19 protein-coding genes and 3 tRNA genes are annotated in these 19,655 nt (G+C 23.0%); 9 read left to right on the top strand and 13 right to left on the bottom strand.

Going from position 1 to position 19,655, the window contains the following annotated elements:
• Positions 1–165 precede the first annotated feature (165 nt).
• From DMC14_RS01160 to DMC14_RS05915, 7 genes are all read left to right on the top strand, one after another.
• On the top strand, positions 166–1,047 hold the full coding sequence (locus DMC14_RS01160; RefSeq protein WP_116171412.1) for a DegV family protein: 882 nt from the start codon (positions 166–168) through the stop codon (positions 1,045–1,047).
• Between the two features lie 126 nt (positions 1,048–1,173).
• A complete protein-coding gene (locus DMC14_RS05930) occupies positions 1,174–2,628 on the top strand; it encodes an MSC_0624 family F1-like ATPase-associated membrane protein (protein WP_116171411.1) in 1,455 nt (484 codons plus the stop codon).
• The gene (locus DMC14_RS01150) at positions 2,628–3,128 is read left to right on the top strand and encodes an MSC_0623 family F1-like ATPase-associated protein (protein ID WP_116171410.1); all 501 of its coding nucleotides are present in this window, start codon (positions 2,628–2,630) and stop codon (positions 3,126–3,128) included. The genes DMC14_RS05930 and DMC14_RS01150 overlap by 1 nt, the downstream gene beginning before the upstream one ends.
• A gap of 2 nt (positions 3,129–3,130) precedes the next feature.
• Positions 3,131–4,039, top strand: a complete 909-nt coding sequence (locus DMC14_RS05925; protein ID WP_116171409.1) for an MSC_0622 family F1-like ATPase gamma subunit — start codon at positions 3,131–3,133, stop codon at positions 4,037–4,039.
• A complete protein-coding gene (locus DMC14_RS01140; protein ID WP_116171408.1) occupies positions 4,039–4,515 on the top strand; it encodes an MSC_0621 family F1-like ATPase epsilon subunit in 477 nt (158 codons plus the stop codon). The genes DMC14_RS05925 and DMC14_RS01140 overlap by 1 nt, the downstream gene beginning before the upstream one ends.
• Positions 4,499–6,559: an MSC_0620 family F1-like ATPase-associated subunit gene (locus DMC14_RS05920; protein WP_116171407.1), complete on the top strand. Its 2,061-nt coding sequence runs from the start codon at positions 4,499–4,501 to the stop codon at positions 6,557–6,559. The genes DMC14_RS01140 and DMC14_RS05920 overlap by 17 nt, the downstream gene beginning before the upstream one ends.
• Before the next feature lie 114 nt (positions 6,560–6,673).
• A complete protein-coding gene (locus DMC14_RS05915) occupies positions 6,674–7,573 on the top strand; it encodes a TMEM164 family acyltransferase (protein WP_116171406.1) in 900 nt (299 codons plus the stop codon).
• 1 nt (position 7,574) lies between these two features.
• Here the strand turns inward: DMC14_RS05915 and tig are convergent, their stop codons facing one another.
• Positions 7,575–8,969: a trigger factor gene (gene tig / locus DMC14_RS01125; protein ID WP_116171405.1), complete on the bottom strand. Its 1,395-nt coding sequence runs from the start codon at positions 8,967–8,969 to the stop codon at positions 7,575–7,577.
• Between the two features lie 44 nt (positions 8,970–9,013).
• Positions 9,014–9,718: a hypothetical protein gene (locus DMC14_RS01120; RefSeq protein WP_116171404.1), complete on the bottom strand. Its 705-nt coding sequence runs from the start codon at positions 9,716–9,718 to the stop codon at positions 9,014–9,016.
• A 119-nt stretch (positions 9,719–9,837) separates the two neighbouring features.
• On the opposite strand from DMC14_RS01120, the gene eno reads away from it, so the two are divergent.
• Positions 9,838–11,214 (top strand): phosphopyruvate hydratase, encoded by a 1,377-nt coding sequence (gene eno / locus DMC14_RS01115; RefSeq protein ID WP_116171403.1) that lies wholly within the window; start codon positions 9,838–9,840, stop codon positions 11,212–11,214.
• 41 nt (positions 11,215–11,255) lie between these two features.
• Here the strand turns inward: eno and rplA are convergent, their stop codons facing one another.
• The 10 genes from rplA to DMC14_RS01065 all read right to left on the bottom strand — a co-directional run bounded on the left by rplA (position 11,256) and on the right by DMC14_RS01065 (position 16,070).
• The gene (rplA, locus tag DMC14_RS01110; protein WP_116171402.1) at positions 11,256–11,948 is read right to left on the bottom strand and encodes a 50S ribosomal protein L1; all 693 of its coding nucleotides are present in this window, start codon (positions 11,946–11,948) and stop codon (positions 11,256–11,258) included.
• Complete coding sequence (rplK, locus tag DMC14_RS01105) at positions 11,948–12,391, bottom strand: 50S ribosomal protein L11 (protein ID WP_116171401.1); 444 nt, start codon at positions 12,389–12,391, stop codon at positions 11,948–11,950. Before rplK ends, rplA begins: the two co-directional genes overlap by 1 nt.
• A gap of 219 nt (positions 12,392–12,610) precedes the next feature.
• Entirely contained in the window at positions 12,611–13,210 is a 600-nt protein-coding gene (locus DMC14_RS01100) for an FMN-dependent NADH-azoreductase (RefSeq protein WP_116171400.1), read from the bottom strand.
• A 108-nt stretch (positions 13,211–13,318) separates the two neighbouring features.
• The gene (locus tag DMC14_RS05910) at positions 13,319–13,840 is read right to left on the bottom strand and encodes a Pycsar system effector family protein (RefSeq protein ID WP_116171399.1); all 522 of its coding nucleotides are present in this window, start codon (positions 13,838–13,840) and stop codon (positions 13,319–13,321) included.
• Positions 13,830–14,441: a hypothetical protein gene (locus DMC14_RS05905; protein ID WP_116171398.1), complete on the bottom strand. Its 612-nt coding sequence runs from the start codon at positions 14,439–14,441 to the stop codon at positions 13,830–13,832. Before DMC14_RS05905 ends, DMC14_RS05910 begins: the two co-directional genes overlap by 11 nt.
• The gene (locus DMC14_RS05900; RefSeq protein ID WP_116171397.1) at positions 14,441–14,650 is read right to left on the bottom strand and encodes a hypothetical protein; all 210 of its coding nucleotides are present in this window, start codon (positions 14,648–14,650) and stop codon (positions 14,441–14,443) included. The genes DMC14_RS05905 and DMC14_RS05900 overlap by 1 nt, the downstream gene beginning before the upstream one ends.
• Before the next feature lie 110 nt (positions 14,651–14,760).
• A tRNA-Gly gene (locus tag DMC14_RS01080) sits at positions 14,761–14,834 on the bottom strand.
• A 3-nt stretch (positions 14,835–14,837) separates the two neighbouring features.
• Positions 14,838–14,911: transfer RNA gene (locus DMC14_RS01075), tRNA-Gly, on the bottom strand.
• A 118-nt stretch (positions 14,912–15,029) separates the two neighbouring features.
• On the bottom strand, positions 15,030–15,839 hold the full coding sequence (locus DMC14_RS01070; RefSeq protein ID WP_116171396.1) for a dimethylarginine dimethylaminohydrolase family protein: 810 nt from the start codon (positions 15,837–15,839) through the stop codon (positions 15,030–15,032).
• Positions 15,840–15,994: 155 nt separating this feature from the next.
• A tRNA-Arg gene (locus tag DMC14_RS01065) sits at positions 15,995–16,070 on the bottom strand.
• A gap of 167 nt (positions 16,071–16,237) precedes the next feature.
• On the opposite strand from DMC14_RS01065, the gene DMC14_RS01060 reads away from it, so the two are divergent.
• The gene (locus DMC14_RS01060) at positions 16,238–17,941 is read left to right on the top strand and encodes a S41 family peptidase (protein WP_116171981.1); all 1,704 of its coding nucleotides are present in this window, start codon (positions 16,238–16,240) and stop codon (positions 17,939–17,941) included.
• 28 nt (positions 17,942–17,969) lie between these two features.
• Here DMC14_RS01060 and DMC14_RS01055 read toward each other — a convergent pair whose 3' ends face one another.
• Positions 17,970–19,655 (bottom strand): GIY-YIG nuclease family protein, encoded by a 1,686-nt coding sequence (locus DMC14_RS01055; RefSeq protein WP_137412654.1) that lies wholly within the window; start codon positions 19,653–19,655, stop codon positions 17,970–17,972.

Raw genomic sequence — 19,655 nt, 5'->3', positions numbered from 1 at the left:
TCCTTAATTATTGAATTTTATTTCTAATAAATTATATTATATAAGTTAATTATTGTTCGTGTGTTTAGTTTAAAAGTTTCTACAATTTTTAAAAATATAAATATAATATAATCTTAGTCTATATAATATGATTATCAAAAATTTAATAAAACCAGGAGAAAACAAATGAAAATAAAAATTATAGTTGACTCATCATGTGGTCTTAATGAAGATCAAGCGAAAGAACTTGGGTGAGGCTTTATTCCATTACAAGCGGAAATAGACAAAAATACATATCAAATAGGTCGCAATATACAAATTTCACATTATGCAAAAATGTGAAAAGAAAATAAAAAAATTGATGCTAAAACTTCTGCTTCATCTTTAGGTGAAAATGAAAAAATAGTTTCAGAATATATAGATAAATATGATAAAGTTGTAATTTATTGTATTTCACAATTTTTATCTTCTCAAACTTCTTTTGTAACTAATCAATTTAAAGATAATGATAAAGTATATGTAGTTCAATCTAAAAAATTATCATTTTTAATATTGAGAGATTTACTTATTTTTGAAGATGATATTAAAAATGGAATGAGTTTTGAAGATGCAACTAAAATTTTTAATGAAAATAATGAAAGATTAATTTTAATTCCTCAATTTAATGATGCATTAGTAAAAGGCGGAAGGTTGTCAAAAACTGCTGCTGCTATAGCAAAGTTATTAAAAATTGTTCCTATTATTAAGTTTGATAATGGGGTTCTTGAAAAAGATGGTATTGGCAGAATTTTTGTTAAATCATTAGAAAAAGTTGTTAATGAGATGTGACAAAATAACAAAGAAGAAACGAAAGACAAATATTTTTTAATAATTCATGCAGAAAGTGAAATGTTAGACGAATTAGTTAATAAATTTAAAATCATTATAAATAATGAAATTCCAGTTTATTCTTTTGCAATGCCTGTTGATATAGCAATACATACTGGTATTGGTGCTATATGTACAACAATTGCAAAAATAAAACCAGAAATAGCAAAAGATTTTTTAAAATTTGCTAAAAAATGATAGTAAAAATATAATTCCTTTAATAAAAGGAGTTATTTTTTTATTAAATTTATTAATAAGTGTAAAATATACCCATTATTTAATATTATTAGAATAAAATAATTAATATATATTATTATGGAGTTGAAAATGGAAAATGCAAAAATAGAGCAAAAAAAAATATATGATGATTTCGAAACTTTAGCAAACAATAAAAAAAGAAATTCCTTAACTATAATTTTTAAATCTATATTATTAAGTTTTTTTGCTATAAGTTCGATATTATTATTGTTTTTTTCATCAAGAACTTTATTAGCTAATAAACTTTTTATAAATAAAGATTTACAGTATTTTTTAGTTTTTTCTAATTTAACTACAGAAAGACTTAATTATATTGTTCTATTTAGGTTATTTTTTTTGGCAAGTATTTTTATTTATTCTATTTCAAAAAACTATTCAAATGTTATTGATAATAAAGTTTATACAAAAAAATATATTCCTTGGTTTATTACTTATTTATTATTTTCTTGTTTGGCCTTTATTCTTCTATTTACTTTTTTTAAATTAGACACACTAGATTACTATTATTTATCATTAATTTGTTTGCCATTATTATTTTTAGATATCGCTTATTCAATTTATTCATATAAAATAAAAAAGAAAACTAATCCAATAGTATATAGCAATAACAAATTAACAATTATTTCTATAATTTCTAGAAGCTCATTCGTATTAGCATTTTTTATTACTTTAACAATATGAATATTTAGCATAAAAGGTGATAAATTTGATTTTTTAAACAACAATATTATTCACAATTGATTTGTTGATATGTTTTCGAAAAATGATATAAAAAATTTATTTTTTGTAATTTTGTTTTTTGCTTTTATTCTTTTATGTTTTTTTGGAACTAATATAGAAAAAATAGCTGATATAAGTTCTAAAAAATATAATTTTAAATCAATAAAAGAAAAATTAGTATTATGATCTATTTTTGGTTTTAGTACTATTGTTTGGTTTATAAGAGTTTTATTTTACAAAAACTCAAGCAATGTAATAGGAAAATTATATAGTTCAAATAACTTTTTATACTTATTGGGTTTAATACCAATTATAGGAATTTTTGTATTCTACATGTTGTTTTCTTTTGTTAAAAAAATGAAAATGAAAAGTACATTATCTAAAAATATTATTTTAGGCTTCTGCTTATCCATTGTTTGAATAACAATAGCTATAATTACTTTAATTAGCAAAAGCACTTTAGTTAATAATATTTTATTATTAATAGCAGCTTTAAATTCTATTACAATGATTCTTTTATATAGATTGCAAAACAATTCAGAAAATGTTTATGCAACTATATTTATTCAAATAATAACACTATTTATAACAATAACTTTAATACTTAATGGTCTAAATGCTTTGTTAATTTCACATAACAATGAAGCTTTTTATAATATTGATTCTCCTTTATCATTAAACTTAATATTTATAATTACAACTTTAGCATTGTCGATTGGCTTTAATACAATTAGTTTGATGCAATTAGGCATTACTTTATTTAGACTAACAAAGAATAAAAAAGAATTAAGCGAGGCTAAATAATGAAAAAAAATAATAATGAAAGAAAGAATTTAATTGAATCACTAAAAGAAATTGAAAAAATGAACAATATTTATGAAACCCTACAAGATAACAATAAATTTATTTCATTTTATAAATTGATTTCTACAGTTAATTTAAAATCTTTTAATGGTTTGCAGAATTCTTATACTGATGAATTAATTAAAAAAATAGAAGATGCCTTAATTAATAGATTTGATGTTATATATGATAACTTTATTATCAAATATAAATTATCAAAAAAGTTAAATGATTATTTTTTAGTACCAACTCTTGAAAATGCAATAACTACAAATTTTGAATCTATTGATTTAAGATCTAAAAATGCAACATTAAATAAAAAAACTTTGGAAATATTAAATTTAGAAATTAAAAATTTATTATCTAATGGTTTTGTAGTTGAAATTATGAGCGGGATAGCAATAAGACTAAGACAAAAACTAGAAATTTATTTTAGCAAAAAAAATGTAATAAGGTGATAAATATGCATTTAAAAAAATGAGAAGAAAAACTACACAATTTGAAGAATATATTAACGAAAGTCAATAGTACTAAAAATATTCTTCTTATTAACATAATGAAATTGACTAAAAAACTAAAATTTAATATTTCTAATGCTTTGATTAATATAAATTTAATAAATTCAGTATCTCAAAAATATGCTATAAAAAATAAACTTATTCATAACAAAGTGTTTAAAAATAAAATGATAGAAAAAATAAATAAATTTTTGAAAAAGAGATCAACTTTATGAATTTATTTAACTGAAAATCAAAAATACTCAACAGATTCTTATAGTAGATATGAAAAAAATCTTTTAAATGTTATTAATAAAAAACATGATGATTTTATAGCTATAGGACAAAGAGCAAATGAATTTTGCAATCAAAATAATTTAAACATTATTAAATCAATAACCGAAGAAGAAAAACAAACAAAAAACATTCCTTTAATTTTAAGTCAATTTATAAGAATTCTTAGCATTGAAAATAATTATGCTGAAGTTAACTTTGTTTTAAATACAAACAGAAATTACAATGGTTATTTCACAATCCTACCTATTGATCGTTTTGATGTAAATAAACTAGTAAATCATGAAGAAATAAATTCTTATTCATTTGATATAACTAATTACAAAATATATCCTAAAATAGATGACTTTATTGATAATGAAATAAATATATTTTTAGAAAATGCTATATATTCATTAATAATAGAATCTTCATTTTATAATGGTAAAAACGATTTAGTCACAACAAACAAAATTATTAATGAAATAGAAGAAGAAATTCAATCAATTAAAAAGAAAACTATTAGAATCAAAAGAGAAAAAGAAATAGAAGAAATTGTATTGTTGACTAGATCTAATCAAAAAAATGGAGGTGTTAAATAATGGATAATAAAAACACTTCATTTAAAATAACAATAAACTTTTTAAATGATAAAAAAATAATAATTCGAAATGGAGAATTATACATTAATATTGATGAAGAAGATGATTGACTTTTAATTAATTCTAATTCTATTATGGCTTATGATAATACAATAATCAAAATAAAAGATTTAGATGAAAATAAAGAATTTTATTTATTTTTAATAAATACAAATTTAATAGTTTCAGACAATGTTGTAACAATTAATACTTTCAATAAAGAGAACATTTATAAAAAAGCCACAAAAAGAATTAATAATAAAGAAGAAATAAAAGATTTAGTTAATAAAATAAATTATTATAATTCATTGCAAAAAATAGGGTTGTCTTTGGATCAGTATATAGAAAAAAATTCTTTAAATCAAAAATTATATATCGAAACTTTAAAACAAAATTTACAACTAATAGGAGATAGAAATTATGAAGATAAAAAATAGTCTTTTAATTTTAAGCGCTATACCATCAGTAGCGTTAATACCTACAGTTGTAATTTCTGGATCTTTAAATAAGAATTTTGAAAATAAAAAGCAACCTGATGTTGCAAAAGATTTTGATGATTTTGAAAAAATAACTAAAGATAGTATAAAAAGCGGACTAGAACCAATAGTTGATTTTACAATTAATTATTTTGAGAATGAAAAAAATAAATTGATTAAAGATTTAGAAAAAGATTTTAAGAGTAATTTAGAGAAATTAATTTATACACAAAATATAATACAATTTTTGAAAAAAAATAAAACTGAAATTTTAAAAAATCCATCAACTGCTTTTGGTTTCAGCATTGTTTTTCCATTTGTTTTGGCTAAAAATAAAAAATATAATATTTCAGAAATATCATATGAAAATAAAACTTATGAAAATATAAAGGTTGGCTTAAATGTTGAAACAAATTATGAAGAACAAATAAAACCTAATGGCAAAATAAAAAAGAAAAATGAAGAAATTAACTCTATAGAAAAAAAGAGATTAGAAAAATTAACAAATGATTATTTAAAATCATTGAATAAAGAATTGCCAAAAATGCTTTTTAATGCTGACGATATTCCAAAAATTGGGAAGGACATAAAAATTAGTTTTGGTAGTTGACAAGATAAGGAAAATGTAATTAATGGAATGAGTTTTAGTGTTCCAGAAGGCTACAAAAGTTGGGAAGAATATATAATCAAAAATTTTCATAAAAAGTTTGTAAATTTTGATTTAGAACAAAACAAAAATTTTGTATTAGATGAAAAACAACAAAACAAAGATGATGATCCACTTGCAAAACCTGATTTGGTTCCTGGAGACAAGCCAAAGAAAAAATTTGATTCAGAAGAACAAATTCAAGCTTTACCAAATCTAATTCCAAATATTTCAAGTTTACTTACTACAAAAAATGCAGATGAATTAATTAGTTATTTTAATTCGGCTGATGAAAAAAATAAATCCTTAGTTTTTTTCTTTAATAATCCAATAAACACAAGATATAAATATATTGTTGATAGTTTAGAAAAAAACGGTCAAAAAGTATTGGCTAATGTCAAAATTTTAGACCAAGTAACTAAAAAATTTAGACCTTATAAGGCAGAATTAATTATTAATACAAGCCCAGAACAAAAAGCTTTAAATTATGTTTATGAAAAAATAATTAATGAAAATCAAAAAATGTATTTTAAACTTATCGATGCTTTAGGTGTAGATGAAAAAATTAATTATGAGTTATTGCGAAATGATGTTCTAAGAGACGCATTATATAATTTAATAAATGCTGGAGTTACCTTAACAAATAGTGAAAAATATATTAAAAAATCTAATGATATAATTTCCGCTACAACAACAAATTATTTAAAAAATAATTCTAATTATATAGTTAATAGTGGAATACATGAATCTAAATATTTATTATTGACAAGTTTATTTTCTTCATCTATAAATAGCAATGATTATTTTTACTATCTATCGAATTCATTGAAAGATGTTTTATTAAGATTTAAAGCTATTATTAAAATTAATGAAAAAATCATAACTGAGAAATTTAACAAAAGCAATTATAGTTTATCAACAATTAATAGTTATTATAATTTAATAAATATGCAAATATCAAGATTAATTGCTTCTACAAAACCTAGAACATTTGACATTTTTAATTGATATGATTATTATGTTAATGAAATTAAAAATATAATGACAAATTTTGAAACATTATCTTTACTAGTTGATAATAAGCCACTTAGTGACGCGAAGTATAAACCACAATTTGAAAAAGCTTATAAAATAGCTAATGATAAAATTAAAATTAACAATAAGAAAAATAATAAAATAATAAATAAAGTAGGTTATGTATTATTAGGATTATCAAGCTTGCTTATTTTATCTTCAATAATTTTTATTATTATAAAAAGAAATTCAATAAAGAAGCTTAAAATAAATAAACTTTTAATTACAAGTACCTCAATTATTTTAGCTATTATTATTTGCTCAATTATAATGATTGTTTTATAAAAAATACTTTAATGTTATGCAAAGCTGGCATTTGTCAGCTTTTTTGATTATCGATTAAACAAAAAAGATTATTATTAGTTATAATATTAAAAATTTAATAATAAAGGAAATAAAATGAGTGTTTTTTGAAATATAAATAATGATAATAATAAGTTGTATTCATTTTTTTCTTCTTTTAATTTTGAAGAACCCAATTTTTATGGTTGATTTCATTTAACATATTTAATTATTTTTTTAAAAATTTCAATTTTCCTTGTATCTATAATTAAAAAACCTAATTCGTTGCAAACTAAACTAGTGTTTTTAGTATTGTATATTCCTTTGTTTTTTATAGAATTATTAAAGCAAATTTATGCAACTGGTAGTAATTTTGGTGAATATAAAAACAACACTTGAGCCTTTCCAATGGTTTTATGTTCTATGCCTTTATATTTAATTCCTATTTATTTAGCTATACCATCAAAACATAAAATAATAAGCAATACTTTTCTTTCCTATTTAAGTATTATGAATTTATGATCAGGGTGTTTTGTTATGTTTTATCCTGGTGATGTTTTTACTAAAAATGTTTTTATATCAAACCACACAATGATTTATCATGGAATACTATTAGTTTTGGGTATTTGAACAGTTTTGAGCCAAGCAATTAAATATAATTGAAAAAATATTTTAAGTGGGTATATATTGTTTATTATTATTTTTATACTAATAATAATTGGTAACGAAATAATTTACCAATTAGATATAAATAATAAAACTGATTTTGAACCTAATTTATTTAATATGTCGCACCGTTATGGGTCTCCTTTAATTTCAAACATACCTGTTTTTAAAAAATTAAAACCTTGAATTCCGACTTTGGTATATCCATTTTTTACTATATTAGGTAGTTTTATAATATATACAATTTTTTGAGGTTTTTCAATAGCTATACTCAAAATTCAAAAACAAATTATAGATAAAAAATTAGTTAAAGAAAATAAAAATAGCATAAAAAAATTAGCAAAAAGCTAATTTATTTTTTTTCTTGATGTTTTTCTTTATTTATTGATACTATTGATCTTGTGCCTTTTTCTTCATAATCTTCTATTTTCTTAATAGCATCTCTATAAGTAGATAAATGTTCTGAATCATTTAATTCAGCTAATTTTTGATATATTAATTCTGATAATTTTTGTTGTTCATATCTTTGTAAAGTAAAGAATGATTTTATTTGTTCTAATCCTATTGAATAAATACTTGAAAGTTTTTCTAATTCTTTGTTATATTGTTCTTCACTTACTTTTATTTTTTCAACATCAACTATTTTTCCTAATAAAAATGATTGTGATAAGTTTTTAGTTGCTTCTGTTGAATAATTATCAACTATTTGATCTTTTGTAGTTCCAGTAAATTCCAAATAATCTTTTTCAGTAATACCTTGTTGGCTTAAACTTTGTAAAAAGTTTTTGTAATATTTTTCAGCTTCTTCTTTTACTATAATTTTTGACATTTTAATTTCTGAATTCTTCATCAATTTTTCAATTGCTTTATCCATAAATTCTTTTACTAATACTGAATACTTATTTTTCAAAGCATTATGTGCTAAAAATTCATCATAACTAGCTTTGTCTTTAACTAAAGAATTGATTTGAACCTCTTTTAAAAATTGTTCATTAACTTTTGGATAATCTGGTGTTTTAATTGAATGAATAGTAACTTTAAATACAACATCTTTTCCTGCTAAATCTTTTACATGATAGCTTTCTGGAAATTTTAAATTTAAATCTTTAGATTCATTTTTCTTTAACCCTATCATTTTTTCTTCAAAGCCTGGGATAAATTGTTTTGATCCAATTTTTAAATTAAAGTCATTTGCTTCTCCACCTTCAAATTTTTCTCCATTAATAAAGCCTTCAAAATCAAATACTACTTCATCATTAAGTTTAATTGGCCCTTCTGAATCTAGCATAACAACATATTTTTCCAAAATTTCTTTTTCTGTATTTTTTAAATCTTCATTTGTTATTTCTAATTTTGGCAATTTAATTTCTAATTTTTTATAATCGCCTAATTTAACAGAAGGAAATAAAGGAAAAGTAAATTCATATGTTGCTTTTTCTAAAGATATTTCTTTAAAATCTAAAGAAGGAGAATAATCACTTAAATTATCTTCATCTTTAACTTGTGTTAAAATATGTTCTTTATATACATTTTCTAAGTTATTTCTAACTGCTTTATTAATTAATTTAGAGTAATCGATATGTTTTTCAGCTTCACGTAGAGGAGCTTTACCTTTTCTAAAACCTGGAACAGTAATTTCTTGCACCATTTTTTGCTTTGCTTTAGCTATTGCCTTAGCTCATTCTTCACCTTCTAAAGTATAATCGATTATTAATTCTGTTTTATCATTGTTTAATTTTCTTGACATTGTGTCTCCTTGAATAAAAAATTATGTAAATATTATAACATTATTTATTTAAATAATGCATATAAGATTTTTTCAGATTCATTTAAATCTTTTTCTTCTTTTTCATTGAATAGAACTGCTGTTACATTTTCAATAATTTTATGGTCTTCTATAGTTTTATTTTTCAATATATCTATTCAATTTTGAAATAAATAAGCGCTAAAAACTTGACGCGCTATTTTACTTTTGGCTATATCTTTATTAAACGATTCTAATATTTCTTTTTCTAATTTTGCAATTGATGGATTTTTTAAAAATGAGCCATCTTTTTTAGGATTTATAATTTCATTTTTAACTTTGTAATCATAATCTACATTTTTAGTTTGTAATAAATCATATATAAGGGTTTGAAAACCAGAATTATCAAAACCTTTTCCTTCAAAAAAATGTTGAAATTCTGAAAGATATTTTGATATATCTCGTTTTTTTAGTTCATTATAATTCAACATAAAAATGTAATCCATTTTTTTGTTTTTTAATGAGTTAATTAAACTTAAGGTATCTAATGATGTTTTAGTTATTAAATTGTTTTTCTTTAATTGAAATGTAATTGAGTTTCTTATTGCTTCTATTTCCTTTTGCATTGCGCTAATTGGAAATTGTTTTTGACCTTCGTCCAATAGATAAATTGCTTTTAGGGGATCTTCTAAGCGAATTTCCATTATGTTATCTATGAATGAATTAAATTCTTTTTCTAATAAATTGTTCATAATTAGAATTTTACACTATTTTAAGATCAATAAAATACATTAATAATTTATAATTTTATATATATATCTATTACAATACCTAAAATAAAACATGGTATTAAATTGAGGAGATAAGTTATATGTCAAAAATTAAAAAAATATATGCTTATGAAGTGCTAGATAGTAGAGGAAATCCTACTGTTAAAGTTGAATTAAGCACTAAAAAAGCTTTTGCTGAAGCATTAGTTCCTTCAGGTGCTTCAACAGGTTCTAAAGAATCTCTTGAATTAAGAGATAAGGGAACTAAATATGAAAATAATTGATTTGGGGGTAAAGGTGTTCAAAATGCCTGTAACCATATAAATAATGAAATAGCTAACTTATTAATTGGCAAAGATGTTAAAAATCAAGAACTAATTGACCAATTAATGATAGAAGTAGACGGAACAGAAACTAAATCTAGATTTGGAGCAAATGCAATATTAGCTGTTTCGCTAGCTGTAGCTAAGGCTGCGGCTATGGAAGCCAAAAAGCCTTTATATGAATACTTAGCTTCGTTAAAAAAACTTAATACATCTAAATTTTATTTACCTGTACCAATGTTAAATGTTATTAACGGTGGTGAACATGCTTCTAATACAATTGATTTTCAAGAATTTATGATTATGCCAATAGGAGCAAAAACTTTTAAAGAAGCTCTTCAAATGGCTAATAAAGTTTTTCATACATTAGCAAAATTATTAAAAAAAGCAGGGCATGGCACTCAAGTTGGTGATGAGGGCGGATTTGCTCCTAATCTTCATACCCATGAAGAGGCTCTAGATTTTTTAGTTAAAGCAATTAAAGAAGCAGGGTTTAATCCTGCTACAAGCGGAGAAAATTCTATTGCTATTTGCTTGGATGCAGCTAGTTCGGAAATATATAATGAAAAAACTAAGAAATATGTTTTTAAAAAATTTAAGAAAGCTATTGATGAAAATCGTGAGGGTTTTTCAAAATATGCTAAAAATAAATATGAATTTAGTAGTGATGAATTAGTTAAATACTATGGAAAATTAATTAATAAATATCCTATCATTTCTATTGAAGACTCTCATCATGAAGATGATTGAGAAGGCTTTATAAAAATGAATAAAGAATATGGAAATAAAATTCAATTAGTTGGGGATGATTTAATTGTTACAAATCCTAAATATATTCAAATGGCGATTGATAAAAAAGCCATAAATGCTTCTTTAATTAAAATTAATCAAATAGGTTCTTTAACTGAAACTATAAAAGCAATTAGAATGTCTCAAGAAGCAAATTTAGTTCCTGTTATATCTCATAGATCAGGAGAAACAGAAGATACTTTTATAGCTGATTTAGCAGTAGCTTTTAGTACCGGAGAAATTAAAACAGGTTCTATGTCAAGAACAGATAGGATCGCCAAATATAATCGTTTAATTAAAATTGAAGATGAATTAAAACAAAAAGGTATTTATCCAGGTCTAAAAGCCTTTAATAATATTAAATAATAATAAAAAATCCGGTACTCCGGATTTTTAAAATATTTTTATTAATCAAGTTTAACTTTAACAGACGCACCCATTGATGTTGAAACAACTATGTTTAAAACATATGTCCCTTTAACTGTTTGTGGTTTTAATCTCTTAATTGTTTGAATTAAAGTTTCTGCATTTTGAACTAATGCTTCTGTGTCCATTGATTTTTTACCAACTGAAGCATGAATGATTCCACCTTTGTCAGCACGGTAATTTGCCTTACCTTTTTTTAATTCTTCAACAGCTTTAGCTGGGTTCGTTGTAACTGTTCCAGTTTTAGGGTTAGGCATTAAACCTTTAGGTCCAAGTTTTTTACCATATTTACCTAAAACTAACATCATTTTAGGATCAGCAACTATAACATCAAAGTCATATTTGTCTTGATTTAAAATTTCTGGTAATTCAGCAGATGAGTATACTAAATCAGCGCCAGCTTCCAAAGCAGCTTTTTGAGCTGTAACATCATCTGTCGCAACTAGCACTTTAACTGTTTTTCCTGTACCATTTGGTAAAACAACAGCTCCACGTAATTGTTGATCTGATTTTCTAGTGTCTAAATTTAATCTAATTGCTATGTCTAATGATTCATCAAATTTAGCGAAAGATGCTTTTTTTGCTAAATTAATAGCATCTTCTAATGAATAAACATCTTTTTTGTTAACTAATGTTTTTAAAACTTTAGCATTTTTTGTAATTCTTTTAGCCATTAGTTAGCACCACCTTTTAATCATTCTTCATAACCTTCAACTGCAATGCCCATATTTTTAGCTGTACCAGCAACTTGACGCATTGCTGATTCAATTGTATTTGCATTCATATCTGGCATTTTATATTCTGCAATTTCTTTTAATTGATCAATTGTTATTGAGCCAATTTTTTCTTTGTTTGGTACTCCACTACCTTTTTTAACTTTAGCTGCTTGAACTAATTTAAATGATGTAGGTGAAGTAAATAATTTAAAATCAAATGATTTGTCTTTATATACTGTTATAAGAACAGGAACTGGTTCAGCCCCTCTTTCTCTTGTTTGGTCATTAAATGCTTTTGTAAATTCAGGCATATTAATTCCAACACCAGCTAAGGCTGGACCTGGTTTTGCTTGTCCGGCCATAAATTGTAATTTAGCTTTTTTTGCTATTTCTTTTGCCATTTTAAAATCCTTTCGATAATTGTGGTGCAAATGAATTTATTTATTAAAATTCTCCCACTTGCTAGAGGCAATTAATATTGCATTCACAATTATAGCATAAAAAAAATTATTATATTAAATAATAATCATTACTAAGTTATAGTAGCGTTTAACTTATTTTTAGTCATAATAAAAATTAAAAAATTGGATATTGTAAACCCAATTTCAATAATCAAATAATTAAAAATTTTTTGCATGTTTTTCTAATAATTTTATATTGTCTTCAACAATTTCTTGTGGTTGCATTTCAAAATAAGGTTTTACTTTAGTTCCTGCTACTAAAATAGTCGGACTTAATTTAGCTCCAAAGAAATTTCATATTCCTTCTAAAAAAGAAGTGTGACCTGCTCATTGATATCATCCTTCAGGTGCTCCTTGAGTGGCAATTATTTTTACTGTTAGATTATCTAATAAACCAATAGATCCGCCTTTAGCAGAATATTTATAAGAAAATGTCTTATTTGCTACAGCTATACGATCTAAAAAATTTTTTAGTACTACTGGGACATTAAAATTAATCATTGGACAAGATATAATTAACTTGTCAGTTTCTTTTAATAAATTAATATATTTATTTGATAATTCCTCTGAATATGTTTTAGGCATATTTTTCGATGTTTGAGAAAGTCTTGCCATTTCTAATTCATTAAGATCTAATTCTTTTATTTGATCATTTTCATTATTTTTTTTATATAATTCGACAAACTTTTTAGTTAATAAAGTTGAAATCGATTTTTCACTTTGTATCGGTGAAGAATATAAAACTAAAACTTTTGACATATAAATCTCCTTTTATTTTTTTATTAATTATAATAATAAATAAACCATGCAATATAAAAATATAAAAAATTTTATTAATATATTGTTTATTACTATAAAAATAAAAATTTAACCAAATAATATCATAATAGTTAACGAGAATAAAATTAATCCAAAGGGAATAAATGAATAAAATGCTATTTTTAAAAAATTATGTTTTGTTCTACATATTCTAGAATTAATTTTTATTTGATCTACAATCATATCGTCGTTTTCATTATATTTTTTTATAGACTTTTTTAAATTCTTTTTATCTAATTTAAAAACATCCATATAATAGTTTGGATAAAGCTTTTTAATTTTTTTAGTTCTTGGTCATATAACCAATATAAAGAAAATTATTATTAAAATTGAAGAAATTGTAAGAAGAATAAATAAAACTTTAAAAGAAATTATAAAAATAAAATTTTTATCTAAAAATCATTTTTCATGAAATACACCATATAATGAAGAAAAAAAACTAAAAAAGATACTTATAGCAAGTAGATAAAAGCTAGCTTTTGTATCTATAGAAGATATTTGCTTTTGTATTCCATTTAGAATTTCTTTACTATTTTCTATCTGCTTTTGATTATTTAAACTATTTTTCATTTTTATTAATACTTTCGTTTATTCAATTTTCAAAATCTTTAATTGTTTCATCACTATGATACACCTTAGTATCATCATTTAATATTTTTTTAATTTCTTTTTCATCTAGTTGTTTAAAAATATTTTTATAACAAGAATCTTTTTCATCTTTTTGACTAATTTTTATTCAATCATTTAATTTTAAATCTTTAATTCTATTAAAAAATTCCTGGTCTATTACTATAGTTTTAACCTTAAAATCTAGTTTCCTATTTCCTATTGAAGATAATTTAGAAGCATTTACTACAGAATTTCCTATTCATACTTTACTATTGATACCTCTTTTTTTACTTTTTGTTCCAGCTTTTACTATTGTGGTTTCTGAACATCCTATACCAATTCCTATTTCAAATGTTGGTTGTTGTTTTTTCTCTAATATTTTTTTAAACATTTTATGAAAAGTATTTATTACTAAGGCATTATGAATTATTTTATCAAAAACATTTTCTTTCTTAAGATTTACACTATATATAGCATAAACACAATCCCCTCTTATTCCTATTTCTTTATAATCTTTATTAGATTTTAAAATAGATACTATTTCTTTGCAAAAAGCTTTCATTATTCTACCGATACGTTCGGGTCGTTTTTTTTAAATAAATTTGTTGAATCTACTATATCGATAAAAATTGAAGATACTCAACCTCTATAACTATTATTATCTGTAAATTGAGGATTATTTGGTATATTATCTACTTGGTTTACTTTTAACGGCGTATCAAGAATTTTATAAACTCTTTCCTTAGAAGCTTTATAATCAAAATTATTCATTATTACTCCTTCATGTTATTAATTTAATTTATAAAATTATAGTACTAAAAAAATAAATTAAAAATAAACCCAAAATTAATTAGGTTTATTTTTTGATGTATTTAAACAAATGGTGCGGATGAAGGGAATCGGACCCTCGTATTCAGATTGGCAACCTGATGTTCTACCATTGAACTACATCCGCAAATGGTGCAAGTGATGGGAATCGAACCCACGTATTCAGCTTGGAAGGCTGAAGTTCTACCATTAAACTACACTCGCAATTGCTTAATTATTATACTATTAAACTAAAAATTGTTTAATTTTTTTTAAAAAAAATAATAACAAAAAAGTTTGTTTAAAATAACAACCAAACTTTTTTGTTTTATTCAGTTTTATTTTAGAATCTTAGAGATAGACAACTTAAACCACCATCTAATTTTTTGTATTCCGATGTATCACAAACAACAACTGTATAAGGTTTACCGTCTGATTTTTTAAGAGCTTTTACTTTTGCTAATAGTTTTGGATAACCTTCAGGAACTATAACTGTGTCATTTACTCAAATACAGTTTGCTGCATAACCTTCATCAGGAGTAACAACAACTTGGTTAAAGTCTTTAAATGTTGGATATTCTAAAAATTCACCTGAAATTAATAGGTTGTTGTGTTCTAGATAATTAACACCAGTTTTTAAATGCAACATTTCTGTCATAGGAACTGGTACGCATTTTTTTCCAATACTTGCTAAAATATTGTGAAATTGTCTAATTCCTTCACGATTTGTACGATCTGACATGCCAACATAATATGTATCTCCTACCATCATAACATCTCCCCCATCTAAGGTACCAGGCGAAACAATTTTTTTAATTTTGTCATCCGGGAAATATTCTTTTAGAATAGGTAACATAAATTCTTTTTCACCGTTTCTTGTTTTTGCTCCTGGATTAGTTAAAATTGCTAACTCACGACCAGGAACAATAACAGCTGCATCTTCTACGAAGCATGAATCTGGGAATTGTTCTAATTTTTCAGCTACACGAACTTTTAATCCTGCATTTTCTAATGCTTTAATATATTCTTTGTGTTGTTTTTTTGCCAATTCATAGTCAGGCTTTCCTAGTTCTGGTGCAGAAGTAATTCCGTTTACCATTGAACTAGCTGGTGTTCTAACTATAATGTCATTAAATTTTTTTAAAATTGCCATTTTTTATCTCCTTAATTTTTGTTATTACTAACACTTTAATTTTAAAATACATTTATTTCAAAAATAATTTTTTGCATAAATTTTTATTTTTTATGCTTTTTAAATTTAACAAAATTGTACATTTAATAAAAAAGATAAAAAAGAGAATAAAAAAATGGCGATCGTGGCAGGATTCGAACCTGCGACCACATGCTTAGAAGGCACGTACTCTATCCCCTGAGCTACACGACCGTCGCAATAAATATTTTAGCACAAAAAAATTTTTAAGTCGTTTTTTTAAAAATTTTTCGAAACTAATTAGTGTATTAAAATTTATATAATTAGTTATATAAATAAATAATATAATTATATTAGTTAATTGCACTTAATATAGCGGTTAACATGGAGAAAAAAATAATATGAAAAAGAAAATTTTAGCAATTAGTTTATTAAGTTTATCGGCTTTACCATTGATGTCTTCATCATGTTTTAATGTACCTTGAAATTTATGAATGTTAAAGAATAATAAATCGTCGTTTTTAATAAAAGAGACCCCATTTAAAAACTTAGCAAATAACCATTACAATATAAATTCTAATTCAATTAAATTATATTTTAAAGCTAATGAAAAACAACCTTATGTTTCTATCGAAGAAATGATTAATAAATTATATGGCTTATTTAATACTAGATCATTAATTAAAAAGCATTATAACACCAATCCTGAAGTTAATTACATTAATCCTTATGGAGAAAGAATGGTTATAAATTATCAGAATGATTATATTAAATTATTAAGCGACGATTTTTTTTCTTTTGTTAAAAAATCTGATTCAACCAATTATTCAAGACATTTAAATTACCTAGGTTTTAATATAAACAACAAAGAAAGTATACCAAAAACTATAACTTTAGATTTGGCTAAATATAATATAGATATTGTTTATGAAAACAACAAAATTTTAATTCCTCTAAGTGTTTTTAATACTTTATTTTGTAGCCAAAATTATTACAATTTATACTACAATGGCAGTACCATTTTTGGAACATTTTTTGATTTAAATGATAAAGTTCCACAAATTGAATCTCTTAAAATAGGAAATTGAAATAATGAAAAAGAAAATGATATAGACAGAATTAATAATTATAATAATCTTCTATTTACCCTAGATTATTTTTACGGTTTAAAAGATTTTAAAAATATAAAATCATTTAAAGAATACATAAGTCCAGATTTGAAAAGCAAATTATTATCTTTAGACCCAGAAGAGTATAATCAAGGGTATAGCGATTTATTTTACAAAAACTTAAATGAATTGCATACATCAATGAGAATGTTCGGTTTTTTTACTAATAACATGAAAAAAATTTCTATGGAAGTTTTAGATAAGAGCACTACATTAAAACAATATAGAACTTTATTAAAAAAATTAAAAGAGGATAGAGAAAATCTAAATAAAGAACATGCTAAAAAAGGATATATTGTAAAAAATAAAACAGCTTATATAATTTTCAATAGTTTTGATAGTGCAACGAACGAAGAACTAAAACAAAAAAAATATGAAAAAGATAGTTTTGAAAGCATCAGACAAAAATTATATTTAATTTCTAATCAGCATCCAGAAGTCAAAAATGTTATTTTAGATATTTCTCAAAATGGTGGTGGCAATTTAGGGGCAATGATTAGAGTTTTAGGTTTATTAACAAATAAAGATATTCAAACTAATAATTTTAATACTTTATCAAGAGCTGATATAACTTATAAATACAAAGTTGATGCAAATAAAGATAAAAATTATGAAGATAAAGATGCTTTTGATAACTTTAACTACTTTATTTTAACTGGAAAAAATACTTTTAGTGCTGCCAATGCTTTTGCAGGAGTTATAAAAGAATTAAAAATTGGTAAAATTATAGGTCAAAAATCAGGGGGTGGTACTTCATCAATTATGCCAATAGTAATGCAAGATGGAACCTCAGTTATTATAAGTTCTCAATCAACTAGTTATTTTAAAAATAATGATAAAAATATAAATCTAGAATTAGGAGTTCCTGTGGATATTGAGATTGAATATAACAATTTTTATAATTTAGATTATTTAATTAGTAAAATTGAAAATTAAAAGAGGGCTTTCCTCTTTTTTATTCTTTTTAGCTAAAATAAGATTTTATTTTTTTAGCTAATTTTACACTTATTATTTTTGATAGATCTTCTATTGAAGCTTCAATTATATTGTTATAAGTTTCAAATTTATCCAACAATTTATTTATAGTTTTTTCTCCAATTCCATCAATATTTTTTAATGGGTTGTTCAATAATTTTAATCTATGCCTTTTGTTAAAATATGTTTTAGCATATTTATCAACTTCAATTTGTATATGAGTTAAAAAATTGAATACGTCTTCATTTAAAATTTCTATCTTTTTTCCATTTTCGTCTATTAATTGATCAGTATTATGTTTTAAATTTTTAATTAAGCCAAATATTTTTTTATTAATATTTAATTTTTTTATTACTTTTTGTACTTCTTTAATTTGATTTGCATTACCATCTACTATTATTACGTCTATTAATTTATGATAATTTGATAAAAATTTTTCTGCATTTTGGTGTATGTATTCAACATCTGCATTTCGATTTTTATTTTTTTGCAGTTTAAAAGATCTACTTAAAGAAGTAACCAGTTTTCCATTTATATAAACACAAGCCTGACCAACTACATCTTCAGTGCCTTTTAAAAAAGAATTATCAAATATAACTAATCTTTTTGCATTAGAATTCAAAATTAAAGATAAGTTCTCTATTGTTTTTTGTAGATCTTTTTCTTTTTTTATAAATTTAGTTATTTTTTTATCTATTTCATTTTTAGCATTTTCATTAGCTATATCAATTAAAATTTGAAATTGCTTAGTTATATTTTTTTTAACTAAATTTAAAACATCTAAATTAAAAGATAAATATTCATTAGGTATTAGTATAAAATCTGGGACATTATTAGAATAATAATGTTGATTTAAAAATTCATTAATTGTTGATTCTTTTGAAGTTTTAATTTCGCATGCAAAATCAAGTTTGTTTATTAAACTAGAAGATCTATAGTTCATTATTGAAATAAATAATATTGAATCTTTTTCATAAAACCCAAAAACATCAAAATTTTGGTTTGTTTTCAATTCTATATTTTGATAATCATCTTTTTTTGATATTAATTTTAAAATTTCATTATATTCTTTTGCTAAATCATATTGCCTATTAGATATAGCTTCAATAATTTTGCTATCTAATTCTTTTTTAAAATTCTTATCAAATTTCATTATTTTTTTTGCTAACTCAAATTTTTCTTCTATAAAATCTTTTGTTTGCTTTTTTATTATTATTCCCTCTTTTGATAAAAGCAAATGTATTAAATACTTTTCAAGAGGTTTATATGAAACATTAGACACTAAAGGACCATAATAAATAGTATCTTTTGATTTTTTATATTTAGACACTATTTTAATAGTTAATTCATTTTTTGTTTTTCTTATACACAAATAAGGAAATGTGCTTTGAGAGGGATATAAAACATTATAAAAAGGTTGATATTTTATAATACTATTTCTTTCAAACATTAAGGCTTCTTTTTCTGTGTTTAAAACTGTAATTTCAAAAGATGCTATTTCTTTTAGCATCTTAGGGGTTTTATATGAGTTTAGCATTTTAGGATCAAAATACTGGCTCATTCTTAATTTTAAGTTTTTAGCTTTTCCAACATAAATAACTTGATCGTTTTTATCTTTTCAAAAATAAACACCAGGTTTTGTTGGAACATTAACAATTTCTTTTTTTTCTATCAT

Origin of the sequence: Metamycoplasma phocicerebrale (genome assembly GCF_003383595.3) — a bacterium.
GTDB classification, from domain to species: Bacteria; Bacillota_I; Bacilli_A; order Mycoplasmatales; family Metamycoplasmataceae; genus Metamycoplasma; species Metamycoplasma phocicerebrale.
This window is presented reverse-complemented; position numbering and strand designations above follow the sequence as displayed.